This window comes from Acidimicrobiia bacterium (assembly GCA_040289475.1).
Classification (GTDB): Bacteria; Actinomycetota; Acidimicrobiia; order ATN3; family PSLF01; genus PSLF01.
Genome location: PSLF01000014.1, coordinates 1 through 26,071, shown reverse-complemented (window position 1 = coordinate 26,071; position 26,071 = coordinate 1). Strand labels below are relative to the sequence as shown.

At 53.5% G+C, this 26,071-nt stretch carries 23 protein-coding genes; 5 read left to right on the top strand and 18 right to left on the bottom strand.

Annotated elements, in window-relative coordinates:
• Positions 1–13: 13 nt before the first annotated feature.
• The 3 genes from C4318_07730 to C4318_07720 all read right to left on the bottom strand — a co-directional run bounded on the left by C4318_07730 (position 14) and on the right by C4318_07720 (position 3,647).
• Positions 14–2,503 carry a hypothetical protein gene (locus C4318_07730; protein ID MER3455027.1) on the bottom strand — a complete coding sequence of 830 codons (2,490 nt, stop codon included), beginning with the start codon at positions 2,501–2,503 and terminating at the stop codon, positions 14–16.
• Positions 2,504–2,576: 73 nt separating this feature from the next.
• On the bottom strand, positions 2,577–3,071 hold the full coding sequence (nrdR, locus tag C4318_07725; GenBank protein MER3455026.1) for a transcriptional regulator NrdR: 495 nt from the start codon (positions 3,069–3,071) through the stop codon (positions 2,577–2,579).
• A gap of 231 nt (positions 3,072–3,302) precedes the next feature.
• A complete protein-coding gene (locus C4318_07720) occupies positions 3,303–3,647 on the bottom strand; it encodes a hypothetical protein (GenBank protein MER3455025.1) in 345 nt (114 codons plus the stop codon).
• A 442-nt stretch (positions 3,648–4,089) separates the two neighbouring features.
• Here C4318_07720 and C4318_07715 point away from each other — a divergent pair, with 442 nt between their 5' ends.
• Entirely contained in the window at positions 4,090–4,791 is a 702-nt protein-coding gene (locus C4318_07715) for a repressor LexA (GenBank protein MER3455024.1), read from the top strand.
• A gap of 111 nt (positions 4,792–4,902) precedes the next feature.
• Here the strand turns inward: C4318_07715 and hflX are convergent, their stop codons facing one another.
• The 7 genes from hflX to C4318_07680 are packed head-to-tail and all read right to left on the bottom strand — an operon-like array spanning position 4,903 to position 13,055.
• Positions 4,903–6,084, bottom strand: a complete 1,182-nt coding sequence (gene hflX / locus C4318_07710; GenBank protein ID MER3455023.1) for a GTPase HflX — start codon at positions 6,082–6,084, stop codon at positions 4,903–4,905.
• A gap of 15 nt (positions 6,085–6,099) precedes the next feature.
• On the bottom strand, positions 6,100–7,272 hold the full coding sequence (locus C4318_07705; GenBank protein ID MER3455022.1) for an LL-diaminopimelate aminotransferase: 1,173 nt from the start codon (positions 7,270–7,272) through the stop codon (positions 6,100–6,102).
• Positions 7,273–7,291: 19 nt separating this feature from the next.
• Entirely contained in the window at positions 7,292–8,314 is a 1,023-nt protein-coding gene (dapF, locus tag C4318_07700) for a diaminopimelate epimerase (protein MER3455021.1), read from the bottom strand.
• Entirely contained in the window at positions 8,311–9,321 is a 1,011-nt protein-coding gene (locus C4318_07695) for a tRNA (adenosine(37)-N6)-dimethylallyltransferase MiaA (protein MER3455020.1), read from the bottom strand. Before C4318_07695 ends, dapF begins: the two co-directional genes overlap by 4 nt.
• On the bottom strand, positions 9,311–9,961 hold the full coding sequence (locus C4318_07690; GenBank protein ID MER3455019.1) for a hypothetical protein: 651 nt from the start codon (positions 9,959–9,961) through the stop codon (positions 9,311–9,313). The genes C4318_07695 and C4318_07690 overlap by 11 nt, the downstream gene beginning before the upstream one ends.
• Positions 9,958–11,331, bottom strand: coding sequence for a tRNA (N6-isopentenyl adenosine(37)-C2)-methylthiotransferase MiaB (locus C4318_07685; GenBank protein ID MER3455018.1), 1,374 nt, complete (start codon positions 11,329–11,331; stop codon positions 9,958–9,960). Before C4318_07685 ends, C4318_07690 begins: the two co-directional genes overlap by 4 nt.
• Before the next feature lie 59 nt (positions 11,332–11,390).
• Positions 11,391–13,055: a ribonuclease Y gene (locus C4318_07680; GenBank protein MER3455017.1), complete on the bottom strand. Its 1,665-nt coding sequence runs from the start codon at positions 13,053–13,055 to the stop codon at positions 11,391–11,393.
• A 437-nt stretch (positions 13,056–13,492) separates the two neighbouring features.
• On the opposite strand from C4318_07680, the gene recA reads away from it, so the two are divergent.
• Entirely contained in the window at positions 13,493–14,521 is a 1,029-nt protein-coding gene (gene recA, locus C4318_07675; GenBank protein MER3455016.1) for a recombinase RecA, read from the top strand.
• Positions 14,522–14,647: 126 nt separating this feature from the next.
• Here the strand turns inward: recA and thpR are convergent, their stop codons facing one another.
• The 3 genes from thpR to C4318_07660 are packed head-to-tail and all read right to left on the bottom strand — an operon-like array spanning position 14,648 to position 17,423.
• A complete protein-coding gene (gene thpR, locus C4318_07670; protein MER3455015.1) occupies positions 14,648–15,238 on the bottom strand; it encodes an RNA 2',3'-cyclic phosphodiesterase in 591 nt (196 codons plus the stop codon).
• A gap of 48 nt (positions 15,239–15,286) precedes the next feature.
• Positions 15,287–16,612 carry a damage-inducible protein CinA gene (locus C4318_07665; GenBank protein MER3455014.1) on the bottom strand — a complete coding sequence of 442 codons (1,326 nt, stop codon included), beginning with the start codon at positions 16,610–16,612 and terminating at the stop codon, positions 15,287–15,289.
• Positions 16,596–17,423, bottom strand: a complete 828-nt coding sequence (locus C4318_07660; GenBank protein ID MER3455013.1) for a hypothetical protein — start codon at positions 17,421–17,423, stop codon at positions 16,596–16,598. Before C4318_07660 ends, C4318_07665 begins: the two co-directional genes overlap by 17 nt.
• Before the next feature lie 201 nt (positions 17,424–17,624).
• Here C4318_07660 and C4318_07655 point away from each other — a divergent pair, with 201 nt between their 5' ends.
• The 3 genes from C4318_07655 to C4318_07645 are packed head-to-tail and all read left to right on the top strand — an operon-like array spanning position 17,625 to position 20,254.
• A complete protein-coding gene (locus C4318_07655; GenBank protein ID MER3455012.1) occupies positions 17,625–19,157 on the top strand; it encodes an aldehyde dehydrogenase in 1,533 nt (510 codons plus the stop codon).
• On the top strand, positions 19,099–19,734 hold the full coding sequence (locus C4318_07650; GenBank protein MER3455011.1) for a methylated-DNA--[protein]-cysteine S-methyltransferase: 636 nt from the start codon (positions 19,099–19,101) through the stop codon (positions 19,732–19,734). Before C4318_07655 ends, C4318_07650 begins: the two co-directional genes overlap by 59 nt.
• A 13-nt stretch (positions 19,735–19,747) precedes the next feature.
• On the top strand, positions 19,748–20,254 hold the full coding sequence (locus C4318_07645; GenBank protein MER3455010.1) for a hypothetical protein: 507 nt from the start codon (positions 19,748–19,750) through the stop codon (positions 20,252–20,254).
• On the opposite strand, the gene C4318_07640 is transcribed toward C4318_07645, so the two are convergent.
• The 5 genes from C4318_07640 to C4318_07620 all read right to left on the bottom strand — a co-directional run.
• Positions 20,225–22,414 carry a cell division protein FtsK gene (locus C4318_07640; protein ID MER3455009.1) on the bottom strand — a complete coding sequence of 730 codons (2,190 nt, stop codon included), beginning with the start codon at positions 22,412–22,414 and terminating at the stop codon, positions 20,225–20,227. The genes C4318_07645 and C4318_07640 overlap by 30 nt on opposite strands.
• Positions 22,415–22,884: 470 nt before the next feature.
• Positions 22,885–23,670 (bottom strand): hypothetical protein, encoded by a 786-nt coding sequence (locus C4318_07635; GenBank protein ID MER3455008.1) that lies wholly within the window; start codon positions 23,668–23,670, stop codon positions 22,885–22,887.
• Positions 23,663–24,286: a hypothetical protein gene (locus tag C4318_07630; GenBank protein ID MER3455007.1), complete on the bottom strand. Its 624-nt coding sequence runs from the start codon at positions 24,284–24,286 to the stop codon at positions 23,663–23,665. Before C4318_07630 ends, C4318_07635 begins: the two co-directional genes overlap by 8 nt.
• Positions 24,287–24,340: 54 nt before the next feature.
• Positions 24,341–25,027, bottom strand: a complete 687-nt coding sequence (locus C4318_07625; GenBank protein MER3455006.1) for a phosphoglycerate mutase — start codon at positions 25,025–25,027, stop codon at positions 24,341–24,343.
• Between the two features lie 56 nt (positions 25,028–25,083).
• The coding region (locus tag C4318_07620; protein ID MER3455005.1) for a ribonuclease J at positions 25,084–26,071 on the bottom strand (988 nt) is incomplete at its 5' end.

Sequence of the window (26,071 nt, the reverse complement as noted above, 5' to 3'; positions counted from 1 at the left end):
TAGCGACAAAGTTTTAGCAAGTGGAAAAGCCGCACGACTGGCACTTCCCGCAGCCTTCGGCAAAGACATAGCTGTACTCCTGGCACTCGGGACAGATCTCTAACATCCCACTGACATCGCCAAGGTATAGGTCTCCGCCGGATCGCTGGGTTGTCTGTTCTTGTCGAGGCGATACAACAGATGACCCGTCCATCAAGCCTGACGGGGATTCCCCAGCTCTAGCTCCGTTGGACCCATTGCTTCTGCCCAGATAATGCCTTTCCAGTAACTTGGCAAGCGCGTCAGGCACTGAAAATACCTTCTTTTCGCCAAAACCTATCGAACTCCGCCCACCAATTCCTTTGAGCTGGTCGACGATGAGTCTGAGCGGAATTCCACATCTCAGACCTAGGCTGATCTGCCGACCCAGAGCCTCCGAAAACGCGGCGAGGTCCGAGCCTGCCTTCCCGAAGACGATAAAGACCTCAAACGGCATGCCGTCGACCTCTGAAACAAAAACATTCATGATGCCAAGCGGAGTCGGCACCCTGAATCTGCGGGCCGGTAAGCCGTGCTCCGTCTCGGGGACTCTCCGCGGATACACTCTAGGGTGGTCTACACCAATAAGAGTACCGGTAGTTGTTTTTTGAGACGTAAGACCGGACCCTCCTACGGAGCTACCGGAGCTACTCGGCCTTGCGTCTTCTAAGTCATCGGCTGAATTTCCATACATTGAATCTTTGTTCGTTTCGCCTCCACCATTATCTCGCCTCTGTTTCTGCGGAACCCCGACATTGAGTACCTGCCACTCCTTTGAGCCATCTCGATAAATAGTGACACCTTTACATCCTAGTTCATATGCGAGAAAGTACACCTTTGCAACATCTTCAGGCCTTGCATCGTGCGCAAAGTTCACCGTTTTGGAAACAGCATTATCTGTATACTTTTGAAACGCAGCCTGATGCCTAATATGCCACTCCGGTGCTATTTCATGCGAAGTTACAAAGATATCCCGAAACTTCTTTGGTACCGCTTCTATGCCCCGAATTCCACCCTTTTTGATAATTTCAGCGATCAACTCATCGGAGTAAAATCCTTCCCGCCGTGCTACAGTCTCAAAGTAAGGATCTATCTCTACTAGTTGCTCACCATCCAGTACTTTGCGGTAGTACGCAAGAGCGAATAGCGGCTCGATACCCGATGAACATCCAGCTATAATTGAAATAGTCCCAGTCGGAGCGATCGTGGTCCGAGTAGCATTTCTCATCGGCCGCCCTATTTCCTCGTAATAGGAGCCTTTCCAATTTGGAAATGTTCCGCGCTCACTAGCAAGTTCTTCGCTTGCAGCGTCAGCTTCTCTTTGGATAAAAGACATTACCTCTTCCGCTAAGGCTATGGCTCTATCTGAGTCATAGGGAATTTCCATTCGGAATAATAGATCGGCCCACCCCATGACTCCAAGGCCAATTTTTCGATTGCCGTCCCGCGTGATGCGGGCAATTTTTTCGACTGGGTAATTATTCATTTCAATTACGTTGTCAAGAAATCTGACCCCGTAATGGACTATAGTACCAAGGCGATTCCAATCGAGAGTCTTGGTCTGTTCATCGAGAAAACGAGCGAGATTTATAGATGCTAGGTTGCAAGACTCGTATGGAAGGAGTGGTTGTTCTCCGCACGGATTAGTAGATTCGATAGTGCCAATATGAGGCGTAGGGTTTGTTCGAGGCTCGTTCATTCTGTCAATAAAGACGATACCTGGATCTCCGTTCTTCCATGCAGCATGAACAATCTTGTCAAAAACTTCTCTTGCCGAGAGACGACCGACTATCTCCCGATTTCTAGGATTTACAAGATCGTAGTCCTCGCCTTTTATTACCTTCTGCATAAAGTTTTCATCTACAGCAACAGAGATGTTGAAGTTTGTTATAAGATTGTCAGATGCGTGCTTGCATGTGATGAAATCTAAAATGTCCGGATGATCTACTCGAAGTATTCCCATGTTTGCGCCGCGCCGTGTGCCTCCTTGTTTTACATGTTCGGTCGCGGCATCGTAGACAGACATAAAACTTACAGGACCTGAAGCGACGCCATGAGTGGAACTAACTCTGTCGTTTTTTGGACGGATGCGTGAAAACGCAAAACCAGTTCCGCCCCCACTTTTGTGGATAATGGCGGCGTGCTTGAGGGTCTCAAAGATGGACTCCATTGAGTCTTCGACTGGCAACACGAAACACGCGGAGAGCTGCTGAAGATCTCTTCCCGCGTTCATTAAGGTGGGTGAATTCGGCATAAACTCACACGTAACCATCATTGTATAAAACCGGGATGCCCAAACAGTGACGTCTTGTGGGCAGCCGAATTTTTCCTCGGCCGAGGCAATGTTGGTTGCAACTCGCCAGAACATGTCGCGTGGAGACTCAATCGGGTTGCCGCGCTCATCTTTTTTCAAATAGCGCTTTTCTAGGACTCGCCTGGCGTTCTGAGTCAGCTTTGGTTCGATGGCCGGAATAGCCGTTGCCATAGATTCAGTCTTGCTCACTGCATCTCCTTATGTCTCAAGGCCGAATATTTCCACTCCTAATAATGTTTGACTATCAACCATGCTGTTGACTGGCAGTGCTGGCTCGCGCAGTCCTTCTACGCTTTTTGAGCTTCTCGAGCTCTTCGGAAAAATCGCTCGGGTCACCAAAACGTTTGTAGACCGAAGCGAATCGAAGGTAAGCAACGCTATCCAGTTCGAGTAGCTTGGAAAGAACGGCTTCGCCAAGATGAGCAGAAGTCACCTCGGCGCTGTTTCTGGATAGCACCTCGTCTTCTATCTCTTGCACAATCGACAAAATCACATCTGTACTCACTGGGCGGTTAGCGCAGGCCTTCTCCACACCCCGGATTAGCTTTTCTCTCATGAACGGCTCTGCTCGCCCATCTCGCTTTACCACGACCACTTGCTGAGGAGCTGGTCTCTCGTACGTCGTATACCTAGAACCGCACACCTCGCACTCTCTGCGCCGCCGAATTACCGATCCATCTGCTATTTCGCGCGTTTCAACTACGCGATCTTCGTTGCTCGAACATCTGGGGCACCGCACAGGGATTACCTCCACCTCACGGGTCTCCCGCTCAAACTTGCTTCTCAAAGCCCCTCCTCACGTAGTTACTGAGGCGAGATGCTGAAGGAGGCACTGTAGCGTAGCTCCCTACCGACCCAACCTTCTAACCTCAAACACTAGATATGGGGCTTTACACGTATTATGCGTCATAGATCTGGTAATTGCAAGGATGGAATTTGCCGCTTGTAATTTCCCCAACCTTTCCACGGGTTATCCCGAGCGACAATGGACATCTTCGGGAATGTTCAAAACCATGCCTACCTCGATCGTTGCCCCGCCGAGCTGGTTCGCGTCACGAATGGTTTCCACAGCACATCTTGGGTCCACCCCGGGAAAATTTTTCAGCGCGATGCCCCAGAGGGTCTCGCCTTCGGAAACCGTGTGCTGCGTCCTTGCTGGTACCCCGCGAAGCGGACCAGGTTCTTCTGCTGGTCCGCTAGCTATGCTTAGGGACCCCGGAATGGGTCCCAGCAAAAACACGACCACTACGACGACGAGCAGCTGAAGGCGCGTTCTCCACAGAACGCTCGACAAGTCGCGGCGAATTTTTCTCATTGCTGCTACCTCCTCGCCTGGTCACGAGTCTTGGCGCGCGTTTTGGGCGCGCGTCGTACAAATGTTCGATGCCACCTTAGAGGACGGGTATGACATTTTTGCCTTGGCAGGTTTCGCCAACCATTACGACCGAGGCGAACAACGGTTATTCAAGTAGGGGTGGATGACTTTCATCACGGCAATAGAACATATGTTTGACAGCTATTCGAAAACGTGCTACAAAGCGCTTAGGAAATGCCCGTTCATCTGTAACCCTTATAGGGCTATCGGCAATCAGGGGAAGGCTCGAGGCCGGTCGCGGCCTAAGCGCTGAGGTGTCTTCAAGCAGGGAAAGCTCGGAGAATAGCCTTCAAAGGACGATACACAGGGTGGTGGAACTCGTATGAGTAATGGCCTCGAGGGTAAGAGCGACGAAGGCAGAGGAATTGAAAACAGCAGGGATATCAGTGGTTTGACTCCTCGGCAGCGTCAGATTTTGGAGTTTATTGACGGATATGCTGGCGAGAGAGGTTTTCCTCCAACCATTCGTGAAATTCAGAATGCTGTAGGTCTTCGCAGTACTTCTTCAGTGCATGCGCAACTCAAAAATCTCGAAGAAGCAGGACATATAAAAAGGGAGCCCTCTCGCCGGCGGGCTTTGGGTATTACGTATCAATCCAGAAGACAGGGGCCGGAGGCTTTCTCATTGGGCGGGTTATCGATAAGAACCAAACCTACGTGCGACGTTGAGTCTGTTGTCGAGATACCGCTCGTGGGCAGAATTGCCGCTGGCCAACCACTCCAATCCTTTGAGCTAGAAGCAGAGGATGCCATTCCGGTACCTGCCGGCGTTTTTCCTGAGCTAAAAGTTGATGATGCGGAGAGTGGAAACATTTTTTTCCTGCGTGTGTCCGGTGACTCGATGGTTGGAGCAGGTATCAACGAAGGGGACCTGGTTCTAGTCCGTCGTCAGATAACCGCTCGGTCCGGGGAGATCGTCGTTGCTGAAGTCTGGGGAGAGACGACCGTTAAGCGGCTTCGGATCTCGAAGACAAAAATCGGGCTGGAGCCTGAGAACCCGTTTTACTCGGTAATAGAAGCAGATCCAGAGGAGGTCAGAATCATAGGAAAGGTAATTGGGCTTATAAGACCCATAGTTGCCTGAGCACAATAAGACAAACAGACTCTTGCTTTTGTCGGGAATTTGGGCCGCACGGTGTAGATGGGCCCTTCAGCCCGAGTACAAACAAGCAAATAGCGACACGACGGTGTGAAATCAGGGAACTGTGGCGACATCGGCGATAGCCCTCGGACAGAACGAGTGCGCTTTCGGCGAAAAAGTTTCCGGGGAATCAGAAAAGAGACACTCCCCTATTGAGTTTCGGAGCCGGTCCACTCCCTCTCCACTCTCAGCAGACAATAGAACCCAGGGCACACCATGTGGCGTGTGGGATTCTCTCAGCAAGCGCTCGACGCGCGAGTGACTGCTAGTGCCCATAAGATCGCACTTGTTTACAGCCAATATTTCTGGAATTTCTCCGGCTCCCATCTCGCCAAGCAATTCTCGTACGACTCTGATCTGTGCAGCAGCCTCTAAAGACGCGCCGTCGACCACGTGAACGATCAAATGTGCACTAGAGATCTCGTCGAGAGTAGCCTTGAACGCCCTCAGAAGCTCAGGAGGCAGCTCTCGGACAAAACCCACTGTGTCGATTACTAGAATCTCCTGTCGATGTGAGGCCAAATAGGTACGACCTGTATGTGGATCGAGAGTGGAAAAAAGTTTGTCTTCTATAGCGACTTCGGCTCCTGTGAGTCTACGTAGAAGGGTGGACTTGCCCACATTGGTGTAGCCAACCAGTGCCACTAAAGGAACACCCGACCTTGTTCTGAGCTTGCGGTTTGCCTGCCTGGTCTTGTCTAGTCTTTCCAATTGCCTAGAGACCCGGCCGAGCTGACGCCGGATTCTGCGTCTCTCTTCTTCTAGCCGTTGCTCGCCCGGGCCCCTTGTTCCCATGCCGCCACCTAGTCTGGAAAGCTCGCTACCTTTCCCCCTCAGTCGCCCGAGCTTGTACTGCAATTCAGCCATCTTCACCTGAAGCTTGCCTTCAGCAGAGCGAGCGTGCATAGCAAAGATCTCTAGTATCACGTCGGTGCGCTCGCGCACTCTAAGCCCTGTAAGCTTAGAGAGCGCTGCCTCTTGTGCCGGGCGCAACGGTCCGTCGACGACGAGACATGTTGCGCCGAGTCGAGTAGCGAGACTTTTTACCTCCCTTGCCTTCCCCTTCCCAAGGTACGTAGACGGATCGGGGGCTTGGCGCCGTTGTACGACCCGTGCGACCTCCTCACCTCCGGCGGTGTCAATGAGCTTCGACAACTCGTCGAGAGATGCCTCGACAAAGCGAGTGTGGTCATTGGCACCGTAAATGGCTACTAAGATGCACTTCTCCTTTTCCATGCAAGGTCAACTCGGCTACTTTGAACCGCCGAAAGCTTCTCCTATGCGCTCAATCCCTTCCTGAACACGTTTCTCGTCTAGAGTCACAGAGAATCTCACAAAGCCCTCCCCATGTTTTCCGTATCCCGCTCCGGGTACGACGACTACATCTGCCTTATCGAGCAGTAAATCGGCTAGCTCGCCAGAACGGTACCCCTCAGGTACTTTCGCCCATACATACAATGTCGCTTCTGGATACTGGACCCAATCCCATCCGATACTGCGAAGCCCGTCGACTAAGAGCTTTCTACGATGCCCATAGACCTCTCGAACCTTTTCTATAAAGTCCCTCGGACCGTTGAGTGCTGCTATAGCTGCTCTTTGAACTGCTGGAAAGATCCCCGAGTCGATGTTGGTCTTTATCTGGCCCAAAGCTGAGATTGCATCGCTGTTTCCCACCACCATCCCTACGCGCCAGCCGGCCATGCTAAAAGTCTTTGAAAGCGAGTGAAACTCAACGGCCACATCCTTGGCGCCGTCGACCTGCAGGATAGACGGTGCGATATATCCGTCATAGGTGATCTCTGCATAAGCATTGTCATGCGCTACGAGCAAGTCGTGTTTCTTTGCATAACCAACGACCTCGCGGAAAAAATCCAGCGTCGCCACGGCAGCACAGGGATTGTTAGGGTAGTTCAGCCAGAGTAGTCGGGCTCTGTCTGCTATCTCGTCAGGGATAGAATCTAGCGCCGGCATGAATCCCCGCTCTTCGCTCAATGGGACTCTGTAGATCTCTGCACCTGCAATAAGAGCCGACATTTCGTAAACCGGGTAGGCAGGATCGGGAACCAGAACCACATCTCCTTGCGAGCACATTGCGAGGGCGAGGTGGGCAATTCCTTCTTTAGAACCGATCAGAGCGAGTACTTCGCTCGAAGGATCCAAATCCACTCCGAATCTATGCTCGCAGTACTCGGCAGTTGCCTCTCGCAGCTCGGGCATTCCCTTGTAGGAGGGATACCTATGTACGTAATCGTCTTCCACTGCCCGCACAAGAGCAGCTTTTACATGTTCAGGAGGCGGGATGTCTGGATCTCCTACTGCAAAACTAATTACGTCAGCTCCAGAAGCAAGTCGCTCTTCTATCTTCTGATCCAATGTCGCAAATAGATAGGGGGGGATCCGCTCCAGGCGATCCGAGAACCTCATCCACTCCTCCTCTTTCTATCTATTCATCCAGTAGTCGTTCTAGATCTATGTCTGCTTCAAACACCTCTCTGGCAGGTCCTTGCAAAAAGACCGTTTTATTCAACCTCACGACGAGTTCTCCCCCGGGGAAGCGCAGTCGTACAACGTCGGACGTAGCTAGACCAGTAGCTAGCGCTACTACGCCGACAGCGCAAGCTCCTGTTCCACAAGAAAGTGTCTCGCCGACCCCACGCTCCCATACTCTTACTCGAAAAGTGTCCTTTCCAGATGGGCTGACGAATTCGACATTGGTGCCGTTGGGAAAAGCAGAATGCCGCTCGACAAGAGGGCCGAGATGTCTCACGGCTGATTCAAGATCCAAAGAGCTGTCGCCATGAAGGAAGATCACTGCATGAGGATTGCCCATGCTGACAATGTAGGCATCTACAAACTCCTCTTCTGAATCCCCGGCACAGAATCCAGCAGAGTGAACACCCTGCCCCGTGCCAAGCTTTACTCGAACGAGGGCAGGAGTCATCGAAGTAGCATGCTTCAAGAGCTGTATTCCAGGAGCCGTGAGATCAACGATGTCGTCTACTGCCAAGCCCGGTTGGCCCATATCCACACTGAAGTCTGCTGAGTCATTTTCAGCCACTACGATCTTGTGTCCTGCACGTGTCTCGATAGGGACCTGCGGTCCCTCGACGATTCCTCTGGCGAGAAGATATAGCGCTGCACAGCGCACCCCGTTGCCGCACATTTCGGCAATGCTTCCATCGGCGTTCCGATAATCCATGAAAAACCGCATGGAATGACGGAAATGGGATGACGAGTCGGATGACTCCTTTGCGTCCCCGAGATGGCGAACCAGACGGATAACCCCATCCGCTCCTATACCTTTTCTTCGGTCACACAAACGCGCAATAGCTCCCGGGGGGAGATCGATTAGATCATCCGGGTCGAAAATCATCACGAAATCATTGCCCGTGGCCTCTGATTTCGTAACTCGAAGAACACGCTGCGGCTCGTATGTAGAACTCGAGTACTCCTTCGGTGTAGTCATGCACTTGCCCTATCGACTATTGGAGTCGAAATGAGATCGTATGGTGGGCTAGAGATCGAGCCCTTCTCAAGCCGCCGTAGCACGAACATACCAATTGCTTCGAAGTGTTTAGCGGGGTGTTCCGATGAAAACCAGCACAAGCGGGGATCTCTTCTGAACCAAGCTCGCTGCCGCCTTGCAAGCTTCCAAGTTGCAGCGGTGACTGCTTCTACCATCCGATCGCGCCCTGCGCCAGCATTCAAGCATTCATATACCTGCTTGTACCCTACTGCCGATGCAACCGACGGAGCTGGCGGCCGAGTGGCCTCGAAAAACACCTGTCGCACTTCTTCTACCAGTCCCTCCTCCAACATGCGCTCTGCCCGTTTTCTTATGCTTAGACGGTGTGCCTCTTTAGGCATCGACAGCCCGATTCCTACGAGGTTTATTCCTCTCTGGCAGTAATGCTCGATGCCTCGATACCAGCCATCCTCGCTTTCCCCGCACAACCGCCGCATCTCAACTACTTCCAAAGCTCTCACAACTCTCCTGGGATTCTTTTTGTCTATGCGCGCAAGCACTTCGGGAGCTTTGCAGGACAGCTCGTCTATTAGCCCTTGAATCCCCTCGCAGGCAATGCGCTCCTCAAGTTTGGCTCTAAGAGCACGCCCTGGGGGGAACAGGGGCAATTCGGTTGTGACGGCAAAGTAGTAAAGAGATGACCCTCCAACGAGGATGACCGGCTTACCTTTAGCCGCGATTTCCTCGATGCAAGTGCAGGCCTCCTGCCGAAACCATCCTGCGCTGGACTGCTCCCAAGGGTCGAGAACATCGATCAAGTGATGCGGAATCTGGCGCAAACTTTGTCGGGATGGCTTCGCTGTTCCAATGTCCAGTCCTTTGTAGAGCTGAGCGGAGTCGACAGAGACAATCTCACCGCCCACTAGCTGAGCCAGGTAGATGGCGAGGTCGGACTTGCCACATGCAGTGGGCCCCACCACCGCAATTAGCTGTGGCTCAGATGCCATTTAGATCCCCAGGCTGTCGTCGCCGTAATGGTCCGTAGAACCTTTCGCAGCGAGCTCCCCACAATGAATGCTTCTTGCCACCCCCTATGACTTCAATGATTCGTTTTACAAGACTGCTTTGACCTGAAGACGCAGAGATTTCCGTAAAGATGCCAGCAAGGCTGGAAAAAGAAGTAAATCCAGGCCCTCCTAGCACAGATATATCGCCTAGTTTCATCCTAGGCATTGCAGGCAGAATAACCGCCTGCACACCGGAGATCTCAACGAGAACAGCTGCAACTTCGTCGACATCATCTATTGAGATCGGCTTAGGGTCATCTATGAGGTCGACGACCCCCTCAATCTCGTCCAGTTCACTCGCAGCAAGCGGTGGGAAGCGAACATCATTGAGGGCTGCTTGAAGCCCAGACCAAACCACCTCGCGGCCAGCATGTCGATGTATTGGCCAAAAAGTTCCCATTGATCCCCTAAGGCTTCCCCCCTTTAATAGGGTGACAAAAGCTCCCCTGCGCGTTTGCAGACTCGGGGACAAGCTCTGAGCTTCGACTTCGATCAGTGTTCCCCCAAGACCTGCGTGAAGCGCCGCACCTAACAACTCCAAGGGGTCCGAGAAGGCCTCGGAAACCTGAGCGATGCTCACTGTTCGACTCCGAGGACCTCGCCTTCTAGGTGATGCGGTCCTGCATCTACTATCCGCACTTGCACAAAAGTCCCTGGCCTGACCCGTGAGACCCTTGCCCTATCGTCTACAGCGAAGTTGACGATCTTGTTTTGAGGTGTTCTACCGCACATCTGACCGTTGCCCCGGCGAGCGGGCCCCTCGACTAAAACTTCCTCAGTTCGACCTATCCTGCGGAGGTTCGACTCCAGGCCTAACCGCTCTACGGTATCAACCAGAGCTTCAAAGCGCGCCTTTAGGGTTTCGGCTGTTATGTCGTAAGGGAGCTCCGCTGCGGGCGTGCCGGGCCGAGGCGAGTAGATAAACATGTAAGCCCCGTCGAAGCGCGCTTCCTCCACAACTTGTAGGGTTTGCTCGAAGTCGGCGTCGGTCTCGCCGGGAAAGCCTACGATTATGTCTGTAGTAACAGCGAGATCGTCGATCGCTGCCCTGGCAGCTCTCAGCTTTTCTAAATATCGCTCGGAAGTGTAGCCCCGATGCATAGCCTTCAGTATTCTGTCGGATCCCGATTGCAAGGGCAGGTGCAGTTGCGGCATGACGCTGGGGCAATCAGCCATGGCATCGATTGTCTCAGGCCGCAGATCCTTCGGGTGTGGGCTCGTGAATCGCACGCGTCGAATACCGTCTACGGCATCGATCTCCCTGAGAAGGCGGGCGAACAGAGGCTTTCGACCATCCAGTCCTAGGTCTCGCCCGTAGGAGTTCACGTTTTGGCCCAGTAGGGTGACTTCTACCACTCCCTCAGCGGCCAGCTGCTTTACTTCTGCGACGACATCGTCGGGGTGGCGAGAGCGCTCTGGTCCCCGAACTTTAGGCACTATGCAGAAGGTGCAGGTGTTGTCGCACCCCACAGAAATCGCAACCCATGCCGAATACGAGCTCTCTCGCCTGGCGGGCAATCGATATGCCTCAAGGAGCGTATCGTCTTCTGCAGGCGTGTCGAAGACTTCGCATACAGCGGCTCCCCTCGACTCGCGTTTTTCCAATAGGTCGAGCAGTCGGGCGAGGTTGTGGGTTCCGAAGACTACATCGAGATACGGTGAACGTTCTAGCAATCCGGCGCCGTCTTTTTGAGCCAGACATCCCCCAACCGCAATGCGCATTGCCGGATTCTTCGCCTTGAGGGGCTTAAGAGCGGCAACGTTCCCATAAAGCCGATTGTCCGCATTTTCCCTCACGCAACAAGTGTTAAAAACAACAAGGTCGGCTTCGGAGACGTCGCTCGCTGGGTGATACCCTGCCTCCTCGAGTAAACCGGCAATGCGCTCGGAGTCGTGAAAATTCATCTGGCAGCCATAGGTTTTTATCAGGTACCGTCCTCTTGGAGCCATGACTCCCCCCGCTGCTCGTGGTGGTGCGCACGTAACACAACTCGTGCCGTGCGAGGGGGTCAACCCCAGACGTTCTCGGTGATCCTGTATTCCCTTATGACCGTTAGCTCGAAGTTGTTCTGAAATCGCCGGTCCCTTTCGATGCTAGCTTTTAGCTCTTTTAGCAATTCTCTCGTCTCAATATCGTTCAGCCTAGCTCCGTCAACGATCACCCTAATTTCGCGGCCTGCTTTGAACGCATAAGCATCTCGTACTCCCCTATGGGATCTACAAAACTCCTCTAGTTCTTCGAGCCGTTCTACGTAGTTGGCATTGCTGCGCTCGACCCTCGCTCCAGGACGGCCCCCACTCAAGCGATCAACCACCTGCACGAGCACCGCAGCGACCGTTTCTGCTGGCACCTCGTTATGGTGAGCCTCGATAGCATGGCAAACAGCCTCGTCCTCACCATGTTCCCTCGCGAAGTTTGCGCCAACGATAGCGTGTGGTCCTTTCCGTTCGTAACGAAGTGCTTTCCCAATGTCGTGCAGTAAAGCTGCCCTAGTTGCCACGGTCGGGTCTACAGACAGCTCCTCTGCGATCATCCGAGCCAGCCTCGCACTCTCTCGAAGGTGATCCAGAACGAATTGCCCATTGGACTCCCATAACTTGAGTCGTCCGAGAACCTCTGTAATTTCTTTGTGCATATCTTGAAATCCGAACTCCGCCGCTGCTGCTTGGCCTGCTCGCCTGAGATCTTGTTCGAGCTGCCGGCTTACGTTCTCGTAGGTGTCTTCGATTCTTTTCGGCTGAATACGGCCGTCCGCTAGTAGTTCTTCCAAGCACAACCGTGCTTTCTCTCTCCGCAACGGATTGAAGCAGGACAAGGCGACTCGATCCGGGTGATCTTCTACTTCGAGAATCACATCGACACCGGTAACTTCTTCGAATCTACGAATGTTGCGCCCGTCCTTCCCGATAATCCGTGATTTGAAATCATCCGAGGGAAGCTGAACTTCTACCAGGGGCACGTCCCTTAATACTGACCCTGCGAGGCGTTGCATGGCGTTAGCGAGGATTATGGCGGCCCGCTTATCGGCCTCTTTCTTTACCCGCTCTTCGAAAGCTTCGAGATTAGCCGCTTCTTCTTGCTTGGCTTGCTCGAACAACTGGTCCCGTAGTTCTTTCTTGGCTTCTTCAGGAGTCATGCCAGCGATGCGCTGAATTTCGAACGCAATTTTTTCGGATTGTTCGGTTAGCCTTCCTCCCAACTCGATCAGGCGGGCCTCCTCGGCTCGTACTGCGCGCTCTCTTCGCTCAAGAGCGAACTCTCGCTCGCCTAGCTCTCGCTCCGCTCTATACAGCTCGGTTCTTTTGGCCTGTGTTTCTGCTGTCCAGCTGTCCAAATATCGCTGAACCTGCTCGAATAGCTTCTCTCTCTCCTGCTCTAAGCGGCCTCGCTCCGCGGCCAACAACTCCTGCTGCTTTTGGAATTCGAAGGCCTGACGCTCGGCGGTCCTATATAACTCGCCTCTTTCTTTTTGTAGCTGTACGCGCTCGTGCTGCAACCTCTCTAGCTCGTCGGCTAGCCGGCGTTGCGTCTGGGCCAGCTCCACATATTGGCGGTGGAGTCGTTGGCGTTCCTCTTCTAGTTCGAGGTGGCCTGCTTCCATGCCTAGGGGGCTACTACCTGGCCCCGAGCCGACAAGGTAAGGATTTGGATTCTGAGGATCCCCTGCTACCATCGATCTTGGCCCCCGAGTATCAGCCCGGTGCCCACTATTTCACCGCCAGAGCAACACTTTCAGTAGCAAGCTTTGACGAATTTCGACTGGGCTCAATGCAATCCTACTCTCTCTTACTGTCATTATTTGGGTCAATGGATGTTTCTTTCGCTCTTATATGTGAATTTGGCCCGGTTTTTCCGGATCGCCACTTGGCTCCGCATTTGCGTGTAAAATCACAGAGTTGAAAGTTACGACAGCGTAAGTTCTCTTTCACGCATGAGTACGAAATACGAAAATGTCGCACCCCTCATTTAGGATCCCTTTAGACCTGAAATCTAGAGGTAAAAACGCTGCATCGCTTCAGCGAGGGCCTAGCACGTGACGTTTCACTGTAGCCTGCTCGGTTTCGTCCTACCGAGGGCCCGGAGGGAGCAAGCCACTAGGGAGGTCCAGTAATGGAAAAAGAAAAGGCCCTGGAAATCGCAATTGCCCAAATCGAAAAAACCTACGGTAAGGGCTCGATCATGCGCCTTGGGGACGAGGCTGGACGGATGAACGTCGAAGTGATTCCCACTGGTGCCCTTAGCCTTGACCTTGCCCTGGGAATCGGCGGTTTGCCGCGGGGTCGTGTAGTGGAGATTTACGGTCCCGAGTCCAGCGGAAAGTCCACCCTGGCTCTCCACGTGGTAGCCGAGGCGCAGCGCCAGGGCGGCGTAGCTGCTTACATTGACGCCGAACATGCTCTCGACCCAACTTATGCCAGAGCTATTGGCGTCAATATCGATGAGCTGTTAATTAGCCAGCCGGACACAGGAGAACAGGCTCTTGAAATAGCCGACATGCTCGTTCGCTCTGGAAGCATCGATGTTTTAGTTATTGACTCGGTAGCCGCACTGGTGCCTAAAGCCGAGATCGAAGGCGAGATGGGAGATGCACACGTAGGCCTCCAAGCAAGACTTATGTCGCAAGCTCTCCGGAAGCTGACTGCGAATCTGAACAAGTCAAGGGCCTTGGCAATCTTTATCAATCAGCTTCGTGAAAAGATTGGAGTGATGTTCGGATCTCCGGAGACGACACCGGGAGGTCGAGCTCTCAAATTCTACGCTTCAGTGAGGCTCGATGTGCGCCGAGTCGAGTCGATTAAGGATGGAGCAGAGGTTGTAGGCAACAGAGTGAAGGTGAAAGTGGCCAAGAATAAGTGTGCCCCACCCTTCCGCTCTGCGGAGTTCGACCTAATGTACGGAACGGGAATCAGTAGAGAAGGATCGCTTCTCGATGTCGCTACCGAGATGGGGCTGGTGAAAAAGAGCGGATCTTGGTTTACCTACGAATCTTTACAGCTGGGACAGGGGAGAGAGAACGCAAAGAAATATTTGGCGGAAAACGTGGAAGTTGCCCTGGAGATTGCATCCCGGATACGGGAACAGATCGTGGGACCTGGAAGCCAATCCGAACCGCTTCCGGCAACCCCTCCACGAAGCTGAGACCACTCAATTTATTGGATGAGCAAGCTCGTGTAGCGACACTGTGGCGGATCCGTCAGCGGCGGTTGTAGCTTGATTCGGGCATCACTGCTCTTTCTATCAGAGGGTACGAAGGTCAAGCCTCCCTCAGCCAAGAAGTTCGAATTCGTCCAGGGTGGTGTATCGGGCGCCATCCGGTCCTAGCACACTCTCAACGAGCGACATTTTAGAAACATCCATGGCCACTGGGGGGATCCGGTCTAGCGTATCCACTATCGCACCCACATCGACTGGCCGTCTCAGGCGGGCGACTGTCAGATGGGCCGTATGGGGCTTATCGCGCTGCACTGGCACGACCTGTACAACGGCATCTCGGGTGCGGAGAACCAGCTGATTCCATGCTTCTGTTCCCGGTCCGAGGCCTACCCACAACACCTGAGGTCTGCGCAGTCCTGGGAAAGCACCAGCTCGTCCAAACTTTACTTGAAATGGCTTACATTCGCGGGCTGCGCTAGCGGCAGCAGTTTTGAGATCGTCGAGCCCTGTGGGGTCTAAAGTGCCTACAAAGACGACCGTCAAGTGCCACGTCTCTTTTTTTAGCCAGCGTATTGCGGAAAAGGCCAGGGGATCCTCAGCGGCTACCGATTTGGCATTTGCCACTGTCTCTTCGATGGCTTCAAGCGCTCGAGGAGATGGCCACACGGCAAGGAAAACTCGCCTTTTTTCGCTGTTTGGCATTTCTCTTTGAGAACTCAGCTTTTTATCGCTGTCATATGGAGAGACCAACTATAAGGACTGCATACCCGATGAAGACAGTGTTCTGCGAGCTAAATTTAGCAGTGAAGTCGTCGTGTACTCGCGGATCCTCTCTCTGTCGCCGTGCAGCCTAATTCCAATTGAGCGGACCTGGCCCTTGAGTGCGACCCCTAGGTAGACCTGTCCCACCTCGGCCTCATCGGCCTTTGGGCCTGCTTCCCCCGTGCAAGATATCCCAACGTCAGAAGAGAACAGACGGCAAGCTGCTATGGCCATCTCCTCTGCACAGCGGGCGGACACTACTCCATTCACCTCCAAAACGCTGGGGTCGATTCCTAACACCGAGGTCTTGGTTTCCTTCATATAGGTCACCGCACTCCCCTTGAACCATTTAGAGGCTCCGGGAACTGTCGTGATCCGCTGCCCGACCATTCCTCCGGTAATGGATTCTGCCGCTGCAAGACTCAGGCCTTTGTCGACTAATATCGCGCCCAGCACTGCCGGAAGGGTATCCGAGTCCTCACCAAAGACCAGCTCTCCAAGTCGATGCGCAACTTCTCGTGCGACCGGCTCCAGCAATCGCTTGGCCTCGGTAGTGTCTGCCCCTCGAGCGACGATTCGCACTTTGAGTTCGCTCAGGGTAGGCAGATACGAAATAGACACGGGCGCCAATGAGTCGTAATGGGAGCTGACTCCTTCGATGCTTTCCAGTATTTCGGCCACTGCTGCTTCGCTAGCGCCCCACACTTTGAATGTTTTAACGGCCGTCGCGATTTTGCCCGAGCGCCTTGATTCCAGGTCAGGAAGTACCCCACGTTCGAACATCTCTCGCATCTCATGAGGTACACCGGGTAACGCATAAATGCCGAGACCATCCCAGTCGAGTATGACCCCCGGAGCTGTCCCCAGCTTTTGTGGGATGTATCGTGCACCCTTGGGAAGATCTGCCTGCTTCAGATTCGCTTCGGGCATCGGGATTCCCCGCGCCCGAAAAATATTGGAGACTCTTTCTTCTAACTCAGCGGATCTAACGAGCGGCACACCCGCTACTTTTGCCAAGGCTTCTCTGGTCAAGTCATCAGGTGTAGGTCCGAGTCCTCCGGTGCACACTACTGACGAACCGCTCTCTAAAGAGTTCAAGATGGCGCCTGCGATAGCGTCTATGTCGTCTCCTACGCAGACATGGCGCCCTACTTTGTATCCCTCCTCAAATAGCCGTCTCGCCAAGTGAGGCGTGTTGGAGTCGGAGATTTCGCCGTAAAGGACTTCGTTACCGATAGCTAGAAGGTCGACTATCAAGTTTTCGCCTCTTTTGGAAAACTCTGGACAAGGTGAGCTATCAACTCTTTCCTTCAGGCCCCTTTTGCTTTCGGGCTCGCAGGTTTAGAACGGTAGCGGCTTCTTCTTGATGGTCTTTTTTTGCGGTCGTTGCTAGATAAGCGTCATCGACATCACCACCGCGTCTTGCCTCCCTGTCGAGCAATGCCTGGATTACCGGTTCTAAAACATCTTCAAGACTGCCCGAGTCAGGAGGAGGCGACTCGGCAACCGGACGCTTCGATAGGACGTGAATTCCACGCCACGCGTAGTCGAGACCCGAAGCCAGAGTAAAGCCTACGGCTAACCACATGGCAATTGTCGCGGGACCCGGCCTCGAAGCCAGTGGTGGAAACAAGAACAATCCCACTGCTGTCATCTGCGTCACAGTCTTCGCCTTTCCGAATGGGGTTGCAGGTATCGAAACGCCCCGTCTCGCAGCCATAGATCTCAGAACAGAGACTGCTACTTCTCGCGTAACTATGAGCGACACTGGAATCCAGGATAGTCGCCTCTCAAGCAACAGAATCCCGAGAGCTCCGATTACTTGTAGTTTGTCTGCCAAAGGATCCAGGTAGGCACCGCTGGTTGTCGGGCCCAGTCGCCTAGCAGCGATACCGTCGAGGCTGTCGGAAATACCAAGAAGTGTCCACAACCCAAAAGAAGCCCAGGCAGCACCAGAGCTATATCGTCCCTCGAGGATCAAATAGAAAAGAAGGGGGAGAGAAGCCGCCCGGCCGAAGGTTATAACGTTGGCTACAGTCACGATAGCGGTGGGACCGTAATGCTTGTAAGTGTCGCTGGTCGGGCCATCTTTACTAGGCTTGCGTTGCATTTCAGTGTCTATCACCTAAAAACATACCTCCTCCCTGTGGCAGCGGCAGTGTGGCCGTTGGACTCGGGCGGTTTTCCAGAAACACGCCCATTCTCAGTGTAATCAGCGGCTTCTAGTTGGGAGTCCATTGACTGCTCTTTCCCCGAGCATTCGCGACTATGATTCAGCAAGACGCTTTCCACCATTGTGCCGCCCATTGTGACGCCGGAGGTTTCTATGTCTATCGACACCAGGCAAACCACCACTATCGAGTCGATCAATCCTGCGACCGGAGAGGTAATTGGAACTGTGCCCGAGATGGGCGAGGGGGAGGTACGAGAAGCGGTCCAGAGAGCACGGAGAGCTTACGAGCTCTGGTCGTGTCTACCTTTCGAGCGACGCGCAGAGCACATCCTTTCTGTGTGCGATCTCATGATCGATCGGGCACGAGAGATCGCTCGCAGTATAAGCCGAGAAACCGGTAAGCCAATCGGCGACGCATACATCACTGAGCTCTTCACCACGGCCGATTTGATCCATTTCTACGCGCGGAAGGGGAAAAAAATTATGCGGCCGCGTCAGGTGTCTACGGGTCTCTTCCTGAACAAAAAAGCCTACAAAATTTATCAGCCTCTTGGCGTCGTGGCAGTCATCAGTCCGTGGAACTACCCGTTTAGCCTGACGATGGGTCCGGTAGTTTCCGCACTTTTCGCAGGGAACACTGTCGTGTTGAAACCATCCGAGTTCACCCCCTTCGTTGGCAAACTCGTGGGCGAGCTATTCGAAGATGTAGGAGCTCACTCGGGAATCGTGCAAGTAGTAACTGGAGGTGGTCGGACTGGCGAAGCGCTGGTTCGAGCAGGAGTGCAAAAGGTTGTCTTTACCGGATCGGTAGAGACTGGACGCAAAGTGATGCGAGCTGCAGCTGATACGCTCACGCCCGTCGTGATGGAGCTTGGCGGTAAAGATCCAATGATTGTCTTAGACGATGCCGACATTGAGAGAGCAGCGAACGCGGCGGTGTGGGGAGCCTTTTCGAACTGCGGGCAGACGTGCACATCGATCGAGCGCGTTTATGTTACAGAAGGCGTTTACGACGAGTTCGTCTCTAAAGTAGTCGAAAAAACGAAAGCGCTTCGAGTCGGGTACTCCGAAGGAAGCGAAACCTATGACGTCGGATCGCTGACTCGCCCAGCACAGCTAGACATAGTGGAAGAACACATAAAGGATGCAGTGGAAAAAGGCGCCAGGATACTTACGGGCGGGCACCGCATTGAGGACAAAAAGCCAGGATATTTTTATGAACCCACCGTTCTCGTCGATGTCGATCACCGAATGCAGATAATGAGAGAGGAGACTTTTGGTCCCGTACTTCCGATTATGAAGGTACGCAACAGAGACGAGGCTGTAAGGCTGGCAAACGAGTCACGGTATGGGCTCGCAGCAAGCGTGTGGACCAAAGACACTAAGGAGGCCGAGAGGCTCGTAGAAGAAGTTCAAGCCGGTGGTGTAGTTGTGAACGACTGCCTCGCGCACTACGGAGTACCCAGTCTGCCTTTCGGGGGGGTCAAAGAGTCCGGTATAGGAAGGACTCACGGGGCGGAAGGGCTGATCGAGTTTTGCGAAGTCAAATCCGTTCTGGTTGATCGGTTTGGACCAAAGCGTGAACTGTTTTGGTATCCGGCGCCTTCATGGTTGACGCCATTGCTGGATAGGACTATTCGGATCCTCTATCGCAGAGGGTTGCCTAGAAAGCTCACTAGGGGTTGAGCTGTCGACATCTTCGGAAGTTGCCAGAAAGTACATCTCATCTCCTGTGGGGGAATTCCTCGCAGTTGCCACTTCGTCGGGCTTGCGCTACCTCGATCTAATACCGTGTGAAACTTCGAATCTCGCATCTGGACGTAGGACTTCTTTCTTCAGGAGAAATCCAAATCGACAACTTGGCCGACGGCACTGGATCTCTTGCGAACAAAAAGTAGATAGCCGCGCGCTTGAGGTTCTCGAACTGTTAGAGACGGAGCTTCGCTCTTATTTTGCAAGGACGCTTACTGCTTTTTCGATTCCCCTAGACATCGAAGCCCACACATCCAGATTCAAGAGGGCGGTGTGGGAAGCAGCTCGTGCTATCCCATACGGAAGCAAAGTCAGTTATGCACAACTTGCGGAAACTGTGGCGCGCCCGCGAGCTGCAAGAGCGGTTGGGCGCGCGTTAGCTTGGAATCCGGTCCTAATTGTCATTCCGTGTCATAGAGTTGTTCGATCGAACGGTGAGACCGGGGGATTTGTCTCTGGGGCCCGTGTCAAAGAGTTTTTGCTGGCTCTAGAGAGCGGCCGGCAGCTATGAGTAACCGGCACCTATGACTAAATGGATTCGGGTGATACTGCTCTTAGCACTTGCTCTAGCAGCACCTGCAATCATGCTTTACTCGTCTTTTTTTCGGCATAAATTGCAATCCAACACAGAGCAACACACCAACGTCCCCGAGCTTCAACAGCCATCCCCTTCGCCTATGCAAACCTCATATGCTACGCCAACAGCTGAGGCCTCGAACTTCTCTACTAATAAATCGCCGGGGCAGGATCCAGTCGCGACATTGGCAGCGATACTAGAAGCACACAAGCGTGGCGACACTCATGAAATCGAGAAGTGGGCGACTCCCGAGGCTGCCGTTCAGCTACAGTCCTTTCCCCCAGGTGCCTTCGATCCAAGAGTCGCTCAGTGCATTCCGGCGCCGGACCAGTCCAGTACGGATTTAGTGTGTACTCTAAAGCCCAAAACGTTCATGCTGGGCGAGATTGAAGCGCGCATGCGCCAGACTGGCGAAGGCTATCAGTTAATTAGGGTAAATCCCGTCGTCGACTGATCGTCTTCGCTTGAACTCCTCGTACTCTTCTGGAGACACTAAGACGACACGGGCTTTGGAGCCCTCGGACGGACCGACCACTCCTCTTTTTTCGAGCAGGTCCATCAGACGCCCTGCCCTTGCAAAGCCCACACGTAGCTTCCGCTGAAGCATCGAGGTCGATCCGAGTTGCGTTTGTACAACCAGATCCATTGCCTGCTCTAGAAGCTCGTCGTCGTCACAAGTGTTGTCCGGTGTCTCCCGACTCGTAAATACGACGTCGTCCAGGTACTCAGGTTTGGGAACGAGACGTCTCCAGTGGGCCACAATTTTTCGCACTTCCTCCTCGCTCACATAGCAGCCTTGGATTCTTTTAGGCACCCCCGAGGATGCTGTAAGTAAAAGCATGTCTCCCATGCCCAATAGCTCTTCAGCTCCGCCCGTGTCAAGAATTACCCTAGAATCTATCTGAGAGCCGACTTTGAATGCTATGCGACTGGGGATATTAGCCTTGATCACTCCCGTTATGACATTGGTTGATGGTCTTTGAGTCGCAATTACTAGGTGAATCCCAACTGCCCTAGCCATCTGCGCAAGGCGCATAATTGAGTCCTCGACATCTCTTGCAGCGACCATCATGAGATCGTTCAGCTCGTCCACGACGACGACTATGTATCCCATAACGTTGTGCTCGAACGTTTCGCCCTTGAGCTTTCCTCCATTACTTAGGATCGAGGCGTTGTAACTGGAGATATCTCTCGCCCCCAGTTCTGCTAGTTTTTCGTATCGAAGTTCCATCTCTCTTACTACCCAACCCAATGCCTCGCTGGCCCTCTTTGGATTGGTCACCACACGAGTCAGGAGGTGCGGAATCCCGTCGTATACGCCAAGCTCTACACGCTTAGGATCCACCAACAACAGCCTCACCTGTTCGGGACCGTTACGCATAATCAGCGATGTCACCAATGCATTGATAGTGGACGACTTGCCGCCCCCTGTAGTCCCAGCTATCAAAAGATGCGGCATCTCTCCCAGGTTGATCATGACGGGCTTTCCGGAAATGTCCTTACCAAGTGCGCAATCAAGAGGATGAGATGCATCTTTGCCCGCTGAAGATCCGAGGACATCACCTACCGTGACTAGACGCCGCTCCCGGTTCGGTATCTCGATTCCGATCGCTGACTTCCCTGGAATTGGGGCCTGAATACGCACGCTTTCGGCGGCCAAAGCATAAGCAATGTCGTCCGAAAGACTTTTTACTTTGGCCACTTTAACGCCTGCAGCCAGTTCGACCTCGAACCGGGTAACTGTTGGCCCTGGGGTAATTCCGGAAAGGGAAGCCTCGACATCGAACTGGCGCAGCGTTTCAATTAGCACCCGTCCTACTTCTTCCAGAGAGCTTTTGTGGGGGGCGGCTCCAGAGCCCTCTCGCAAAAGACTCACAGGCGGAAGTGGATATGAAGTAACTGGAAAGCTTGACTTGGCATCTCCTAGCCTCAGCGTGAGTTGATCAGGGAATTTATTCGATTCCCGAATATTTCCACGGTTCTCGCTGCCCGTGGAATTTACTGGGGATGCTTTTGGCTTTGTCGGTTCGACAACGCATTCGCTATCTTCGCTATTTACTGCGGTCGCAAGTTCGTACACTTTTTCCGGGTAACGCGTACTTGAAGGCTCGCTACGCGGCTCGGTTACGGAAGACAGCTTGCCGCTCTCGTCTGAAGGAATGTGTGCGCTGCCCCTTCGTCTCCGCCGCTGTCGGACGACCCTTTCTGCCCAGCCCACCCCAGCAGCAACGGGCTTCCAGACAGGAATACCAAGCCCGCAAGCTCCAAGCGCTAATACAGACGACACAGACAAAGCAAGGGCGAGAGGCCTACCCAAGCTCTGTATCAAAATCGCAGCTAATTTCGTCCCTAGCCAGCCCCCGATCTCGCTGGTACGCCCTCCCGTTATTGTTGCGCCGAAAACAGCACACGTTATGAAAAGTCCGGCAAGAGTGACACCGACCCTAAAGGGGCGGCCGCGCTCTCTTAATGACTCCACTCCCACTGCAAAGCCAGCAAGAGGAAGCGCCTCGGCTGCGATCCCCAGCATGCCTAGAGTTCCACTCTGTAGCGCAGAAGCCACAGGTGCAGCTTGAGGGAGCCACAAAAGTAATGCCGACAAGCCAGACAACACCAAAAACGAAAAACCCCATACCTCGCGCGAAATCGACCCGAGCGACGAATTTACGGATTTGAGAGCTGTGGAAAGAAAGCTCCGGATGCTCTTCTTGCAACGTTGACGGGTGCGGCGCCGGGTCTTTGTGCTTCCCGGTCGCCGGCGTCCGCCGTCGGAAGTTCGTGTTAATTTCGTTTTTTGGCGCGACCTAGCGGCCACCCGCGCTGGGGCATGTGACAATATTTGCTGCTCCTATGGGCAGTGGCGCCCCGGGTTGGGCGCCGCCCCGACTCCGCCCGCAGCGACCGTATCTGGGAATTTTACCACTTGTCTACCATCTCCCCTCGGAATGGCTTTCGGGCGCGGGCGATGTCGAAGAATATTGCTTTCCACCTCTGCGTAGGTGCCTCTACCGTCTCTAGACGGATACCGATAGCATCAAATAGTTTGGGGCTTAGGATCATCCGAAGAACAAAAGGAATTGGTTTCTAGATTGGTGGCCAAGGGAGAGGAGGTTCCGAAAGCGTCTCTGGAAACCGTCCAGACTCCAAAAGCCAGTGAAGTCGGTGCTTTAAGGCAGCTATCTCGGACAAGTCGAGCAAATTCTCGAGTTGTCTCGCTACTTTGGAAGGCGATTCGCCTCGCTCGAGATCATGCTCGAAAGCCGCTACATCTTCCAAGATTCTTTGAGGTACCGGGGCTCCGGCGAACTCCCAAATCACAGTGCGGAGTTTGTCGTCTCGGTGGAAACAGGTTCCATGGTCGAGTACCCACAACCTCCCTTTCTTGTCGATGATACAGTGACCTGCTTTTCGGTCGGCATTGTTGATGGCGAAGTCGAATACGCATACTCGCATAAGTTCCTCCGAGTATCGACTGTCGTCAGCGAATTCAAAGTACTGCTCAGCCCGCACAGGGGGGATGTAAATCTGTACTGCGCCTTCACCAAGGGGACCGTCACGAATTATGGTAGGGGGAACGAAGCACCATCCCAAAGCCCTCGCTACTAGGTAGGCTGCTCGCTCTCTTCTGTGGAGCGAATTTTTGTCGAAATCCCACAGCGGGCGTGCCGAGCGCACAGGTTTGTAGATAGCTAAGATGCCAGGGGGATCTCCAATCCTCACTAGCAGTGCGTTGTTCGTGCTTCTTGTGAGAGCACCAATTATAACCATGGGCGTTTTGGCGAGAGCGCTTTCGCTCTTTGAGTACCAAATCTCTGGAGGTCGTTGAAGCACGGCAGAGACCGCGCGAGAAGCTACCGAATACTCAGGCACCGCCCGGAGCGAGTCGGGCCTCTTTGTGACCGTTGCGTGCAAAGCAATCGTGACCTTCGTCCGGGTCGATCGGCATGGTACAAAAAGGACACAGTTTTCTCCCCGCCGCAGCCACAGCGGCACTCTGGATGGCTAGTACTTCGGCCTGGCTTCGAGTTATCCATATTCGAGCCTCTTCGGAAGAAGTTTCATCTCCGATTTCGAATTCTTCGCTTCTGGGTTGCAAACCAAAATCAAGGCTCGTGCTATCCTCCGGCACCTCGCCCTCTTCTGCTTCTGCAGAGCGAGCCACGACCAAAATTAAGTCTTCTTCTGGGTCGTATCCGATGCCGATCTCACCTACCACCCAATCGAATCTAGCAGGAATTTCTGGCTCTTGGATTTCCTCGAGAAGCTTGTCGAAATCGGTCCGTCGAGGTTTACCAAGTTCGGTTGCTATACCGGCAAGAAGCTCGTCCAGGCGAGCTGCTAAGGCCTCTACCTGAAACTTCTCGCACTTGACAACGAGGCTGCCCTCGCTTCCAGTAGCTATCAAAAAAAATGTCCGCTTCCCAGGCTTGCCGGTTGCGCCTACGGCAATTTTGGCGGCGGGTTTCAGTTCCAATGGTTGCTCCAAAGGTCTCCAATCAGCTCAAAGTGTTCCAATTCGAGTGTGGCAGAGCACTAAATCCTAGGCTCTCGTCTTTCGAAAAGTCTGCAATGCGACGAACGTTTCGTATGCCGAAACAGCTCTTGCTCCGTCAGCATTTGCGCAAAGCATCAGAGGCTCATCGCCAACAACAAACGTCGAGACAGAGGCAACACCTATATCGATCCGTCGATACAACTCAAGTGGGAGTCCTAACAGACCCGCCACAACCGCCTTGATTGGATCAGCATGGGAGAAGGCCGCAACAATCCCTTTATGCTCAGTCTGTCTGGCTAACACTCCCTCGACAAATCGCATCATTCTAGCTTGAACTTCGACGATGCTCTCTCCGCCCGGTGGCCTCCTGAGGCTCGGATTTTTCACGAGGTTTCTAAAAGACCGAAGTCTCACGACCTGTTTGAAAGTTTTACCCGCCCACTCCCCGCACTCGGCTTCCAATAGGTCCGCGTCCTCTATCACTGGAATGCCAAGGGCTCTTGCTAGTGGCTCGGCAGTCTGCATTGTGCGCTCTAACGGACTAGACCTGATCTCAGAGATCGGTAACGCCGAAAGATGCTTTGCCAGATCCTCCGCCTGCCTCGACCCTTGCTCACTGAGATCTACCCCAGGAAGTCGACCGGGAAGGCGCTTGTTTGTCCATATGGCCTCCGCGTGACGAATGAAGAAAAGGACCACCGGATGAATAGAGTTTTCGTGTTTATCCATCATGCTCCAGCCTGAGATTGGGCATAGCTAGACGAAAGTCGGGATACCCTCTGGACGACTCAAACCTCTATTACCACTGGAACCACGAGTGGCCGCCCCGTTCCGGATTTTCTCAAAAATTGACCGGCGGTGCTTCTTACTGTCCGCTTCAAGGTTCCCCAATCTCTTACGCCTCTTCGGGCCGTTTCTTCGACAGCACTTGCCACCTGAGCCTTCAGCTCTTCCAATTCATTACCCCCCATCGCTCCGTTTCGAACCCCCCTACCCTCGACTTCCACTTCTCCCATTAACTCACCAGTCTGGGCTGAAACAGTAACTACTACGACAACGACGCCTTCCCTCGCAATTTGCGATCGCTCTCGCAAAACCTCATGGGAGAGGTGATCCTCTCGAATAGCGGCTGTTGCAGAGCCGCTGTCGACATACCAAATTCCTGCCGGAACCGTGCTTCTTTCCATGCGTAAAACACCATCTTCGAGGACCAGGCTGTCGCCGTTTAATCCAATCATTACGTTTGAAGGCGGTACTCCCATTTCTTGAGCAATTTGCCCAGCTGCCACGAGATGTCTGTGCTCTCCGTGGATCGGCGTGAAGTGCCGGGGAGACGCTAGCGAAATCACGATCTTGAGATCTTCCGATGCTGCATGTCCAGATACATGTACCTCCGGACACACCTCCGAGTACAGCACCTCCGCGCCTTTCGCGTACAACATGTCTATCACTCGATAAACCGCTGGTTCGTTTCCAGGGATGGGATGTGAGCTAACCAGGATGGTGTCTCCGGGCGAAATTTCGATTGTAGGATGTTCTCCAGATGCCATGAGTGCGAGTGACGAGTACGGCTCCCCTTGAGAGCCAGTGCAAACAATACACGTCATCCACGGGCTAATACGCCCCAGCTCGCTAACGGAAATCACAGACTCCTCGGGTAGCACCAACTTCCCAGCTTTGACGGCAATTTCGACATTCCGCTCGACAGATTTCCCGACAAAGCACACCTTTCTTCCGTATTCTGCGGCTGTGCCGACCAACTGCTGAATTCGGTGA

Coding starts and splice junctions, on each gene's coding strand:
- C4318_07730 (MER3455027.1), bottom strand. CDS start 2,503: ATGGCAACGGCTATTCCGGCCATCGAACCAAAGCTGACTCAGAACGCC.
- C4318_07720 (MER3455025.1), bottom strand. CDS start 3,647: ATGAGAAAAATTCGCCGCGACTTGTCGAGCGTTCTGTGGAGAACGCGC.
- hflX (MER3455023.1), bottom strand. CDS start 6,084: ATGGAAAAGGAGAAGTGCATCTTAGTAGCCATTTACGGTGCCAATGAC.
- C4318_07705 (MER3455022.1), bottom strand. CDS start 7,272: ATGAGGTTCTCGGATCGCCTGGAGCGGATCCCCCCCTATCTATTTGCG.
- dapF (MER3455021.1), bottom strand. CDS start 8,314: ATGACTACACCGAAGGAGTACTCGAGTTCTACATACGAGCCGCAGCGT.
- C4318_07695 (MER3455020.1), bottom strand. CDS start 9,321: ATGGCATCTGAGCCACAGCTAATTGCGGTGGTGGGGCCCACTGCATGT.
- C4318_07685 (MER3455018.1), bottom strand. CDS start 11,331: ATGGCTCCAAGAGGACGGTACCTGATAAAAACCTATGGCTGCCAGATG.
- C4318_07680 (MER3455017.1), bottom strand. CDS start 13,055: ATGGTAGCAGGGGATCCTCAGAATCCAAATCCTTACCTTGTCGGCTCG.
- recA (MER3455016.1), top strand. CDS start 13,493: ATGGAAAAAGAAAAGGCCCTGGAAATCGCAATTGCCCAAATCGAAAAA.
- thpR (MER3455015.1), bottom strand. CDS start 15,238: ATGCCAAACAGCGAAAAAAGGCGAGTTTTCCTTGCCGTGTGGCCATCT.
- C4318_07655 (MER3455012.1), top strand. CDS start 17,625: ATGTCTATCGACACCAGGCAAACCACCACTATCGAGTCGATCAATCCT.
- C4318_07645 (MER3455010.1), top strand. CDS start 19,748: ATGACTAAATGGATTCGGGTGATACTGCTCTTAGCACTTGCTCTAGCA.
- C4318_07625 (MER3455006.1), bottom strand. CDS start 25,027: ATGATGGATAAACACGAAAACTCTATTCATCCGGTGGTCCTTTTCTTC.